Below are 12,044 nucleotides of genomic sequence, written 5' to 3'. Positions count from 1 at the left end.
CATTTTTATCATACTCGTTTTTTCTTTTCTTGACAAATGGCCGATAACCGCTATGATAGTCGATGAAGCGACTTCTTTTTGGAAAGGAACGCGATCGCGATGGAGCGAATGATTGCGCTGTTCATTTTAGTGGTTCCCGGCTTGGCGGCAGCGCTCGGCATTAAATGGATGCGCGATGCGCTATTTGGCGTGATGGATCCACCGTTTGCCGCCTTATGGCTGCAATTTCTCGCCGGGCTCGTGCTGTTTGTTGCCGGTCTGGCGTTTATCGGCGGATTTTTGTTGCACCGCGACCGGAAACGAAACAAAGTGCAGGCGCGCTTTCAACGCAAACGAAAAACGCCTTAACGGGCATTCGTTAAGGCGTTTTTTCTTTCCATTCCTTTGCCCGGCGGGGATGGTCGGTAAAAATGGCATCAACGCCGTAGGCAAACATCGTTTTCATCACTTCCGTCTTATTGATCGTAAACGGCCGGACAGCCAGCCCGCGACGTTGCGCGTCCGCGACAAATGCAGCTGTCACCGTCCGGTGATACGGATGCACCCCGTCCGCTTTCATCGCCCGCACATAAGTCCACGGGTCGTAGAGCGGCTCCATATAGAGAAGCGCTGTTTCGATCTCCGGAGCAACCGTTCGGCAAAAACGCATGCTGTTGTGGTTGAAGGAAGAAAGAAGCGTGCGCTTCTCGAGCCCGTGGCGGCGCACAAGGGCGATCGTTTTTTGTTCGAGCGTTTCATAGGCGATGAGGCTGTTTTTCAGCTCAATGTTAACGAAAAGCCGCGTCGATCCCAGCCAGGCAAGCACTTCTTCCAAATGGGGAATCGGACAATGGCCGTATCGTCCGTCCCATTTCGCCGCAGCGTTCAGCTTGCGCAGCTCGCGGTACGTCATGCCATGCACCCAGCCGCTCCCATCGGTCGTCCGATCGACTGTCTCGTCATGGATAACGACGATTTCGCCGTCTTTCGTGAGCTGCACGTCCAATTCAATGCCGTCAGCTCCCGCTCTTTCGGCCTCGAGAAACGCTGCCATCGTGTTTTCCGGATAGGTTCCCGCCGCGCCACGATGGGCAAAAATCAATGTCATCCGCCTTCTCCCTTTCACGTATAATAATCGCCCGGCCAACAGGCTAGCCGAAACCGGCGATAATCCGTTATACTAAAACTAATGTATGATGAAATGGGGTGAACATGATGCAACCGCTGAAAATTTCGCTAGAGACGGCACAAAAACTGGCCAAAGCGCTTGGCGTTTCGATTGAGCGGGTGATGCATATGCCTCCGCACATTTTAATGCAAAAACTGCTCGAGCTCGAGAAAAAGGAAAAAGAACATGATCCGTCCTAACCTGCTGCCTAGCGCAAGTTTGCCGGAAGGAGTCAACTTTTTAAGCAAAAGGCTGGATCACTTGGTATACATACAAAATTATAGAGAAGACAAAACGAAACACCTTTGGCATATTGGGCGAACCATCGACCTTGAATCGCATGGTGCATCATCGGCAGGAAAAAGGTGTCCCATCAGCGGGAACACCTTGCCGTCACGCCATCACGTTCTCTCGCCGTTACGATGCCTTATGCTCGAGCCGCAGCTTATCGGCTACCATCGCGATAAATTCCGAGTTCGTCGGCTTCGCCTTCGAAACGCTGACAGTGTAGCCGAACAGCGAGGAAATCGATTCAAGGTTGCCGCGGCTCCAGGCGACTTCAATCGCATGGCGGATGGCGCGCTCGACGCGGCTGGCGGTCGTGTTGTATTTTTTGGCGATATCAGGGTACAGCACTTTCGTGATCGAACCGAGCAATTCGATGTCGTGGTATACCATGGCGATCGCCTCGCGCAAATACAAATACCCTTTAATATGCGCCGGGACGCCGATTTCATGAATGATGCTCGTGATGCTTGCATCCAAGTTTTTCGGCTTATTGTCGCGCGCCTGGTACGCCGGAGCGACTTTTCTAGCGATCGGCGCAGTTTTTCCATAAATTTGCCGAATATGATGGACTAAATTTTCCATGTCAAACGGTTTTAAAATGAAATAGGAGGCGCCGAGTTCGACCGCCTTTTTCGTCACATCTTCCTGACCGAACGCCGTCAGCATAATGACGTTCGGCTGGTGCTCAAAGCCGGTGCGGACTTTCTCAAGCACGGCCAACCCGTCCAAATGCGGCATAATGATATCCAAAAGCAAAATGTCCGGCTGCTTCTCTTCAAGCATGTGCAGGCAGTCTTGCCCGTTATATGCCGTGCCGATCACTTCCATGTCCGGCTGGCTCGAAATATATTCATCAAGCAATGTCACCAATTCGCGGTTATCGTCGGCAATGCACACTTTAATGCTCAAAATGATCGTCCTCCCCCACTTTTTCTTGCTATGTAGCATTCCGTTAACGTACATTCGACAGCAGTGGCAAAAAATCCTTTTATTTTTCACAAGTTAGCGAAAAATAAAAATTATAACAAAAAGCGAGTTCGTTAGACAATATTCACTTTCAAAAAATGCGTGTTTGTCGAAAAATCTTTACATGTTCCATTTTAACGAATGTTTCACCAAATATCTATGCCAAACCGGCAAAAATTTTGCCGCCTTTTTTGAAAAAAATTTGCCGGCAGCCAAAAAGCGAGCTGACCGAATCAGCTCGCTTTCTTTTGTTTGCCATATAAGTCGATTCCTGCTTCTTGCAGCATCCACTCGATATGGACGCCATAGCCGGACGTCGGATCGTTGACGAAAACATGCGTCACCGCGCCAACAAGCTTTCCGTCTTGAATGATTGGACTGCCACTCATCCCTTGAACGATGCCGCCCGTTTTCTTCAGCAGGCGCGGGTCGGTAACGCGAATGACGAGCCCTTTTGTCGCTGGGAACTTTTGCGGAATGGTGCTGACAATTTCCACATCAAATTGCTCGACTTTGTCGTTTTCCACTACCGTCAGCATTTTCGCCGGCCCCTCTTTCACCTGGCTCGCCAAAGCGACCGGAATCGGCTTCGTAATCGGTCCGTCTGGGAGCGGTTTTGTCAGCTTGCCGAAAATGCCAAACGGGCTGTTATTCGTAATGGTGCCGATCACTTCCTCGCCGTCGGAAAAGCGGGCCAGTTTTTCGCCCGGATTGCCGCTCGTCCCCTTTTCAATCGACGTGACGGTCGAACGCATAATTTGCCCGTTTTGGACGACAATCGGCTTTTTTGTATCCATATCAGAAATGACGTGGCCGAGCGCGCCGTATTTTTTCGACTTCGGGTCATAAAAAGTCATCGTCCCGATGCCAGCGGCGGAATCGCGGATGTATAAGCCAATGCGGTACACATCGTCATGCTTGTCTTTCAGCGGAATGAGCTTCGTCGTCATGGAGCGCTGGTCGCGCAAAATTTGCAGATGAAGCGGTTTTCCTGTTTTGCCAGCTTCCTCAATGAAAGGGGAAAGATCGCTCATATTTTCAATTTTTTGGCCGTTAATGCCGGTAATGATATCGCCGACTTGGATGCCGGCCGCTTCCCCCGGCGATTTTTTGCCATTGCCTGTTTCCACAAGATGGTAACCAACGACGAGAACGCCCACCGTGTTGAGCTTCACGCCGATCGATTGCCCGCCGGGAATGACTTTCAGCGTCGGCAATACCTTGACATCCACTTGCTTAATCGGCATTCCGGCAACCTGCAGCACCATTGTTTCATGTCCATGCTGTTTCGCCTTCACAGACAGTGAACCGTTTTTTCGCTCAACTTGGAGCGTTTCGGGAGCGTTTCGGTCATTAGCGGCCGCTTGCACCGGAAGGGGGGCGGCTTCAAACTTGACCGCGTCGCCCTCAAACAGTACAAGCTGCTTTGGAATTTGCCAATATTCCTTCATCGGCTTAGAAAAACCGATCGCCATCAATATGCCAAGGAGAAGCACTCCTGCGATTTTTCGCGCCGTTTCTTTATTCAATGTCGTTCACTCTCCTCGCTCCCGCCTACACCATGCAAAAACGGTTACAGTTTTAATTTTGCCTGAACAGGGGAAAATATAATCGCGGCGCTTATAAAAAAAGCTGCCCGGAATGGATGGCCTTGCATCCAGGCAGCACATGAAACGCCTGCCGTCGGATCAGACGGCCTGGCGGGGGACACGCCCATCGTCAGGTGGAGCGGCGTCGCGTTGAACGAACGGTTATTGTTTCATTTTGGCCGCCAGTTCCAACAGCTCTTTGGCGTGCTGTTTTGTCAGCTCCGTCATTTCGACGCCGGAAATCATCCGTCCGATTTCTTTCACCTTCTCCTCCTCATCCAACTTTTTCACCACTGTCTTCGTCCGCGTTCCGTCCGTTTCTTTGGCGATCAATAAATGGGTGTCCGCCATGGCGGCCACTTGCGGCAGATGAGAAATGCAAAGCACTTGTGAACCGCTGGCAATGCGGTAAATTTTTTCGGCGATCGCTTGGGCGACGCGGCCGCTGACGCCCGTATCCACCTCGTCGAAAATAATCGACGTCACCCCTTGGTGTTTGGAAAAAATCGTTTTCAACGCCAGCATGATCCGTGACAATTCACCGCCCGAAGCCACTTTCGCGAGCGGCTTCAACGGCTCACCGACGTTCGTCGAAATGTAAAACTCGACGACGTCGATGCCATCTTCGTGAAACTTGACTGGCACGCCGTCGACTAACGGGGCATCGAGCGGTCCTTCACGCTTCGCAAAAATGATGTCGAACTGCGTTTTCTCCATGTACAAATCTTTCAACTCTTGGTGAATGCGCTCGATCAACTCCCGGGCGTACGTCTGTCGGACGTTGGTCACCCGTTTCGCCTCAATAAGCAAATCCCCCGTCACCGCCGCAAGCTGCCGCTCAAGTTCATGCACATGCGTCTCGCGGTTTTCAATCGTCTCGATTTCCTCAGCAATCGCCTCGGCATATTGCAAAATATCAGCGATCGTTGCACCGTATTTCCGTTTTAACTGCTGAATTTCGGCGAGGCGGCTTTCGATGGCGTCAAGCCGCGCCGGGTCGTATTCAAGCTCCTCAAGCTGGTCGCGCAGCTTGTACACCACTTCTTCAAGCAAGTAGTAGCTGTTGGCGACCGTTTCGTGCGCTTCCTTCAGCGCGGCATCCAGCGCAGCGACATCATCGAGGTGGCTCATCGCCTCTCGGATCGAGTCAAGGCCGCGCCCTTCACCGGCAAGCGCCCCATAGCTTTTCTGGATGGCTTCATATATCTTTTGAAAATTGACAATGCGCACTTTTTCTTCCATCAGCCGCTCGTCTTCTCCCGTCTCGATTGCCGCCTGTTCGATTTCGCGCAGCTGAAATGTCAATAGATCGAGCCGGTGCGCCATTTGCTGCTCATTTTCACTCAGCTTTTTCAACTTTTTCGCCAGCGCTTCATGTTGTTCATACACAGCGCGGTAGCGTGCGAGCGCTTCAGCCGTCTCCGCGCCGCCGAATTCATCCAGAAGCGGCAAATGGCGGGACGGATCCATCAGCTCTTGATGTTCATGCTGGCCGTGAATATCGACAAGCGTCGCTCCAATTTCGCGCAGGACGGCCGTCGTCACCAGCTTGCCGTTAATGCGGCAGACGCTTTTGCCGTTAGCCAAAATGTCGCGGCGCAAAACGACCATCCCTTCGCTCGCATCGATGCCGACCTCGGCGCATTTTTGGCAACATGGATGGCGCTCATCGTCAAGCAAAAACAGCCCTTCGATTTCCGCCTTTTCCGCGCCGAAACGGACAAATTCGGCGGAACCGCGCCCGCCGATCAACAGATGAATCGCGTCGATGATGATCGATTTGCCCGCCCCTGTTTCGCCGGTTAACACTGTCAGCCCTTTGTCAAAGGACAACGATAACGATTCAATAATCGCGAAATTTTTAATCGACAGCTCGGCGAGCATTCCATCACCCCTTGAACGTTTGAATGGCGCATGCCTTGTCCATCACATTCTTTATTATAGCACATACGTTCGAATTGACAACGAAGGACCGCTCCCGTTTTCCCTCTCCCTAGCGCGGGGCGGAACGTCGGGCCGGTCCTCGGTTAGAGCATGGACAGCAGCTGGTTGGACACTTTTTTTGCGTCTTTCGGCGTTCGGCAAATGATCAGGCACGTATCATCGCCGCAAATCGTGCCGACGATTTCGTTCCAATCCAAATTGTCGAGCAAGACACCGATGGCGTGGGCGTTGCCCGGCAACGTCCGCAACACGAGCAAGTTGCCGGTTCCGTCTAGCTTAATGAACACGTCGACAAGCGCCCGCTTCAGCTTCTGCAGCGGATTGAATCGCTGGTCGGACGGAAGGCTGTATTTGTAGCGGCCGTTGGCCATCGGCACTTTGACGAGCTGCATCTCTTTAATGTCGCGCGAGACGGTCGCTTGGGTAACGTTAAAGCCGGCTTCTTTCAGCCGGTCGACGAGCTCGTCTTGCGTTTCGATGTCGTTGTTCATAATGATTTCGCGAATTTTAATATGCCTTTGTCCTTTGTTCAAATCGGGCCACCTCCTCGCTTTCAAAGATGCCGGTTTTCTGGCCGTTCCGGCCCGCGGGGTTTCGTCCTTTTTCGTGGAAGATATTATTCCGCATCTGATTCCCGTTCCCCATTCCGCAAGCGATCGTGCGCCTCGTTCACGATGCGCACGATCGGCGCTGAAAGACGGTTTTCGCCTTCCCGATCTCCCCCGGGATAGACGGCATGAAGCAAAAACTCAATGTTGCCGTCGCCGCCGGTGATCGGCGAATAAGATAAATGGAGGACATCGAACCCTTCGGCGCAGGCGAATTGAACGATCGACTCAAGCACTTCCCGGTGGACGTCCGGATCGCGGACGATCCCTTTTTTGCCAACGTTCTCCTTGCCGGCTTCAAACTGCGGCTTGACGAGGGCGATCACATCGCCGCCCGGCACGATCACCGTCTTGACGACAGGCAAAATGAGCCGAAGCGAAATGAACGACACGTCAATGACCGCCACTTCCGGCAGCCCCTTCGTGAACAAATCCGGCGTCACGTAACGGAAGTTTGTCCGCTCCATTACCACAACACGCTCGTCTTGGCGCAGCTTCCAAGCGAGCTGGTTGTAGCCGACGTCAACGGCGTACGACAGCCTCGCCCCGTGCTGCAGCGCGCAGTCCGTAAATCCGCCAGTCGACGCGCCGATATCAAGCACAATTTTATCCTGGACGCTAATGTGAAACTCGCGCAGCGCTTTTTCCAGTTTCAAACCGCCGCGGCTGACATATGGAAGCGGGTTGCCTTTCACTTGAAGCGGGATGTCAGCCGGCACTTTTTCCCCGGGCTTCTCGAGCCGGACGTCGTTAGAGTAGACGAGTCCGGCCATGATCGCCCGCTTCGCCTTCTCCCTCGTTTCCGCCAACCCGCGTTCGACAAGCAATACATCGAGCCGTTCTTTCTTTCCTTTCATCTGTCTCAAGCCCTTTTCTGTTTTCTTGGCACGATCGTTTTAATGCGGTCAGCGACATGGGCAGCCGTCAGCCCGATTTCACGCAGCAGCTCGCTGACGCTTCCGTGCTCGATAAAGCGATCCGGAATGCCCATCCGTTCAATGACGGCCTGGTGGTAGCCATGGTCATGGGCAAATTCAAGCACGGCGCTGCCGAAACCGCCTTGCAATACCGCCTCTTCGATCGTTAAGATCGGGAGACGGTCCGCGAGCAGTTCGTGAAGCATCGCTTCATCCATCGGCTTCAGAAAACGAGCGTTGACGACTTTCACCGACACGCCGTCTCTCGCCAGCTGTTCAGCCGCCTCAAGCGCCATCGAAATCGTCGTCCCAAACGTCAAAATTACCGCATCGCTGCCGTCGCGCAGCACTTCCCATGTGCCGATCGGAATTTCTTTCAGCTCCTCGTCAAGCGGAACGCCAAGCCCGTTGCCGCGCGGGAAACGCATGGCGATCGGCCCGCCGTCATAGCGGATGGCCGTGTATACCATATGCTGGCCTTCGTTTTCGTCCTTCGGCATCATCAAAACAAGGTTCGGCACATGACGCAAAAAGGCGATGTCAAACACCCCTTGATGCGTTTCGCCGTCAGCGCCGACAAGTCCGGCGCGGTCGATGGCGAAAAAGACGTTTAAGTTTTGCCGGCATACATCATGGACGACTTGGTCATAGGCGCGCTGCAAAAACGTCGAGTAAATGGCCAAAAACGGTTTCATCCCTTGCGTGGCCAGCCCGGCCGCGAGCGTCGTCGCATGCTGTTCGGCGATGCCGACATCAAACATCCGATCCGGAAATTCGCTCGCAAACCCTTCCAGCTTCGAGCCGACCGGCATCGCCGGTGTAATGGCGACAATGCGCGGGTCGGTGCGGGCGAGCCGGCGAACGGTTTCACTGACTAACGCGCTCCATGACGGTCCTGCTTCTTTCGTCTTGACAAAGGCGCCGGTTTCGATTTTGTATGGCCCTGTGCCGTGCCACGTGCCGACTTTGTCGTTCTCCGCCGGGCTGTAGCCTTTTCCTTTTTTCGTCATCACGTGCACAAGAACCGGGCCTTTCATCTTCTTCGCGTAGCGCAAGTTTTCGAATAAATCATCAAAATCATGGCCGTCAACCGGGCCTAAATACGTAAACCCGAGCTCTTCAAAAAACACGCCGGAAACGAGCAAATACTTTAAGCTGTCCTTCAGCCGTTCAGCCGTTGCCGCCAGCTTGCCGCCGACTGCCGGAATGCGTTTGAGCAGCAGCTCGAGCTCGTCTTTCACCCATTGGTATTTGCCGGCGGTGCGCAGCCGGCCGAGAATGTTGTGCAACGCTCCGACGTTCGGGGCGATCGACATTTCATTATCGTTTAAGATCACGATCATATCGGTTTTTTCATGGCCGATATGGTTGAGCGCCTCAAGCGCCATCCCGCCGGTTAACGCCCCATCGCCGATGATCGGGACAATGTATTCGTCCGTCCCTTTCAAATCGCGGGCGATCGCCATCCCCATCGCTGCCGACAGCGATGTCGAGCTATGGCCCGTTTCCCAGACGTCATGCTCGCTTTCGCTCCGCTTCGGAAATCCGGACAGCCCTTTATACTGGCGAAGCGTATCAAACTCGGCGGCGCGCCCGGTCAAAATTTTATGCACGTACGACTGATGTCCGACATCCCAAATGAGCTTATCTTTCGGGCTGTCAAACTCCCGATGGAGGGCGATCGTCAATTCGACGACCCCTAAATTCGGACCGATATGTCCGCCCGTTTTCGACAGCTTCTCAATTAAAAATCGCCGAATGTCGGCGCTTAACTGTTTCAGCTGGGGAATCGACATCGTTTTTACCACGCGCGGATGTTCAATTTTCGTTAAGTCCAACGAAGATCACTCGCTTTCATTTGGTCGTTCTCCGAGCCGGTTCTCCTATCGTACAGGTAAGTATTATTATACATGATTGATCGCGAAAAATCGACTTTTCCCGCTAAAGAGAGCGTGTGCGTCCGTTTTGTTGGGGCCATAAAGATAAGAGGAAAAGCAAGTACAGGAGAAAAGGACTACTGTATTTGCTTGTTGAACGGAAAACAAAAAAGCCGCCCGAGTTCCGAATCGAAACAACTACGGAACGAAGGCGGCCGCCTTCCGATTAATGATCGCGGGCAGCGACAAGTTCGCAAATATAGGCGAGCACAGCGTCGTCGACATCGGCTTGCTGCAAATGGCGCTTCGCCGCATCGATATGGAACGACAGTTTTTCCTTTGCGCCGGCAAGCGACAACAGCGCCGGGTAGGTAGCCTTATGATGTTCGCGGTCGCTGCCGACCCGCTTGCCGATTTTTTCTTCCGTCCCTTCCACATCGAGAATATCATCACGAATTTGAAAGGCGAGTCCTAAATGGGCGGCAAATTCGTCGAGCTCGCGCATTTGCCGGGCGCCGGCGCCGCCAAGCAGCGCGCCGGCACGCACGCTATATTGCAGCATTTTCCCGGTTTTGTGGCGGTGGATGTATTCCAGTTCGGCGAGCGCCAATGGTTTTCCTTCCCCTTCCATATCGGCCGCTTGTCCGGCCACCATGCCTTCTGGGCCGGCCGCTTTCGCCAGCTCTGCAATCAACTGCAGGCGAACAGCAAGGGGCACGCGTTCATCATCGATCTCGGCGATCAATTGAAACGCGTACGTCAACAACCCATCCCCGGCTAAAATGGCGATCGCCTCGCCGAACACTTTATGGTTTGTCGGCTTGCCGCGCCGCAAATCATCATTGTCCATGCTCGGTAAATCATCATGGATAAGCGAATACGTATGGATCATTTCAATCGCGCAAGCCACCGGCAGGCCAAGCCCCGGGGGTTGGCCGAGCGACTGAATCGTTGCCAGCAACAACAGCGGGCGGATGCGCTTGCCGCCGGCTTCAAGCGAGTAGGCCATCGCTTTTTTCAGCGTCTCCGGACCGTCAAGTTGCGCCACGTAGCGGGACAACGCCGCCTCGACAGCCCGTTTTTGCTCGTTTAAAAACCGTTCAATCTCAAGCTGCGCCACCTGTCATGCCTCCTCTGGCGAAAAAGGGACAAGCTCGCCGTCTTCGCGCAACATATACTCGAGCTGTTTTTCCACCTGCTGCAGTTTATCATGGCAAAGCTTTGACAGCCTCATCCCTTCTTGGAAAAAGGCGATTGCATCTTCAAGCGGTACGTTTCCTTCTTCCAGCTTTTCGACGATCGCTTCCAACTGTTTCATTGCCTCTTCAAACGTCATTTCTTTTTCTTCACTCATGTCGTTTTTTCCTCCACTCCCGTCACTTGACAATCGACTTGTCCGTCTTGAACCCGGATGGACAAGCGCTCGCCGACCTGGAGCTGGCCGATTCGTTTGACAAGCTCACGCCGCTCATTGTACACCAAACTGTAGCCGCGCTCCATGATGCGGAGCGGACTGAGCGCCTCAAGCCGCGCGATATGGGAACGAAAGCGGAACGCATGGCGCTCTAAGGCGGTGCGCATCGCTTTTTCAAGCGCGCCGGCAGCCGCTTTTTGCCGCTCTTTCATCCGCTCGAGCTTCGTCTCCGGGTGATGGCGCCATAGTCTCAGATGCAGCTCGCGCAGCCGCTGGCGCTTTTGATCCACCAGCCGTTCGCGCTGGCGGGCGAGCCGCTCAAGCAGCGCGTCGAGCTGCTGTTCTTTTTGTTCATACAGCCGCTTCGGATAGCGGAATGCGTACGACGCCTGCAGCCGGGCGAGCCGCTCTTGGCCGGCGGCAAGACGCTCCTTCATGGCGCGGATGAGCCGCCATTTCCGCTCGGCAAGCCGCGCAGCCAGCTCCCCGATGTGCGGCACCGCCAGCTCGGCCGCCGCGGTCGGCGTCGGCGCCCGCAAATCCGCGACAAAATCGGCGATCGTAAAATCGGTCTCATGGCCGACGGCGGAAATGACCGGCACGCGGGAGGCAAAAATCGCACGGGCGACAATTTCTTCGTTAAACGCCCACAATTCTTCAATCGAACCGCCGCCGCGGCCGACAATGAGCACATCAACTTCCGTAAAAGCGTTCGCCCGCTCAATGGCGCGCACGATCGACGGCGCTGCCCCTTCCCCTTGCACGAGCGCCGGGAATAAAATGACTTTGGCGAGCGGGTAGCGGCGGCGAATCGTCGTCATAATATCGCGCACCGCCGCCCCGTTCGGCGACGTGACGACGCCGACGCAGCGCGGAAACGCCGGCAGCGGCTTTTTATGAGCCGACGAAAACAGCCCTTCCGCTTCAAGCCGCTGCTTCAGCTGTTCGTACGCCAAATATAGGCGGCCGATGCCTTCTGGCTGCATTTCTTTCACATAAAGTTGATAGTTGCCATTCGGTTCATAGACGGAAATTTCCCCGCGCACGAGCACATTCATTCCGTCTTCGGGGCGGAACGGCAAATGCTGGTTGTAGCCGGCGAACATGACAGCTTGAATGCGCGCCTGGCTGTCTTTTAACGTAAAATACATATGGCCGCGCGAATGCTGCTTGAAGTTTGAAATCTCGCCCTTTATCCATAAATCGCGCAAATGTGGGTCGACGTCAAATTTGCGCTTAATGTATTTGGTCAGCGCCCCGACGGTCACATATTTTATTTCCACGAAAACCTCCC

The 12,044-nt window shown here is 54.0% G+C and carries 12 protein-coding genes; 2 read left to right on the top strand and 10 right to left on the bottom strand.

Features of this window, described 5'->3' with window-relative positions; translation table 11 throughout:
* Nucleotides 1-99: 99 nt before the first annotated feature.
* The gene (locus IC803_RS04960; RefSeq protein WP_081209387.1) at nt 100-348 is read left to right on the top strand and encodes a DUF2627 domain-containing protein; all 249 of its coding nucleotides are present in this window, start codon (nt 100-102) and stop codon (nt 346-348) included.
* 10 nt (nt 349-358) lie between these two features.
* On the opposite strand, the gene IC803_RS04955 is transcribed toward IC803_RS04960, so the two are convergent.
* Entirely contained in the window at nt 359-1,087 is a 729-nt protein-coding gene (locus IC803_RS04955) for a glycerophosphodiester phosphodiesterase (RefSeq protein WP_081209389.1), read from the bottom strand.
* Nucleotides 1,088-1,194: 107 nt separating this feature from the next.
* Between IC803_RS04955 and IC803_RS04950 the strand changes: the two genes are divergently transcribed.
* Nucleotides 1,195-1,347 (top strand): YycC family protein, encoded by a 153-nt coding sequence (locus IC803_RS04950; RefSeq protein ID WP_081209391.1) that lies wholly within the window; start codon nt 1,195-1,197, stop codon nt 1,345-1,347.
* Between the two features lie 217 nt (nt 1,348-1,564).
* Here IC803_RS04950 and spo0A read toward each other — a convergent pair whose 3' ends face one another.
* The 9 genes from spo0A to xseA all read right to left on the bottom strand — a co-directional run bounded on the left by spo0A (nt 1,565) and on the right by xseA (nt 12,033).
* Nucleotides 1,565-2,383 (bottom strand): sporulation transcription factor Spo0A, encoded by an 819-nt coding sequence (gene spo0A / locus IC803_RS04945; RefSeq protein WP_190304268.1) that lies wholly within the window; start codon nt 2,381-2,383, stop codon nt 1,565-1,567.
* Between the two features lie 251 nt (nt 2,384-2,634).
* The gene (spoIVB, locus tag IC803_RS04940) at nt 2,635-3,930 is read right to left on the bottom strand and encodes a SpoIVB peptidase (protein WP_081209398.1); all 1,296 of its coding nucleotides are present in this window, start codon (nt 3,928-3,930) and stop codon (nt 2,635-2,637) included.
* Between the two features lie 222 nt (nt 3,931-4,152).
* Nucleotides 4,153-5,874 (bottom strand): DNA repair protein RecN, encoded by a 1,722-nt coding sequence (recN, locus tag IC803_RS04935; protein ID WP_081209400.1) that lies wholly within the window; start codon nt 5,872-5,874, stop codon nt 4,153-4,155.
* A 143-nt stretch (nt 5,875-6,017) separates the two neighbouring features.
* The gene (gene ahrC / locus IC803_RS04930) at nt 6,018-6,467 is read right to left on the bottom strand and encodes a transcriptional regulator AhrC/ArgR (protein ID WP_020960521.1); all 450 of its coding nucleotides are present in this window, start codon (nt 6,465-6,467) and stop codon (nt 6,018-6,020) included.
* Between the two features lie 83 nt (nt 6,468-6,550).
* On the bottom strand, nt 6,551-7,399 hold the full coding sequence (locus IC803_RS04925) for a TlyA family RNA methyltransferase (RefSeq protein WP_081209402.1): 849 nt from the start codon (nt 7,397-7,399) through the stop codon (nt 6,551-6,553).
* A gap of 5 nt (nt 7,400-7,404) precedes the next feature.
* Nucleotides 7,405-9,297, bottom strand: a complete 1,893-nt coding sequence (gene dxs / locus IC803_RS04920) for a 1-deoxy-D-xylulose-5-phosphate synthase (RefSeq protein ID WP_081209404.1) — start codon at nt 9,295-9,297, stop codon at nt 7,405-7,407.
* A gap of 265 nt (nt 9,298-9,562) precedes the next feature.
* Complete coding sequence (locus IC803_RS04915) at nt 9,563-10,456, bottom strand: polyprenyl synthetase family protein (protein WP_081209406.1); 894 nt, start codon at nt 10,454-10,456, stop codon at nt 9,563-9,565.
* 3 nt (nt 10,457-10,459) lie between these two features.
* The gene (locus IC803_RS04910) at nt 10,460-10,690 is read right to left on the bottom strand and encodes an exodeoxyribonuclease VII small subunit (protein WP_081209408.1); all 231 of its coding nucleotides are present in this window, start codon (nt 10,688-10,690) and stop codon (nt 10,460-10,462) included.
* Nucleotides 10,687-12,033 carry an exodeoxyribonuclease VII large subunit gene (xseA, locus tag IC803_RS04905; protein ID WP_081209410.1) on the bottom strand — a complete coding sequence of 449 codons (1,347 nt, stop codon included), beginning with the start codon at nt 12,031-12,033 and terminating at the stop codon, nt 10,687-10,689. The genes IC803_RS04910 and xseA overlap by 4 nt, the downstream gene beginning before the upstream one ends.
* Between the last annotated feature and the right edge of the window lie 11 nt (nt 12,034-12,044).

It is taken from the genome of Geobacillus sp. 46C-IIa (genome assembly GCF_014679505.1).
In the GTDB taxonomy this organism is placed as follows: domain Bacteria; phylum Bacillota; class Bacilli; order Bacillales; family Anoxybacillaceae; genus Geobacillus.
Note: the sequence above shows the minus strand (reverse complement) of the source record. Positions and strands in the feature narration are given on the sequence as shown.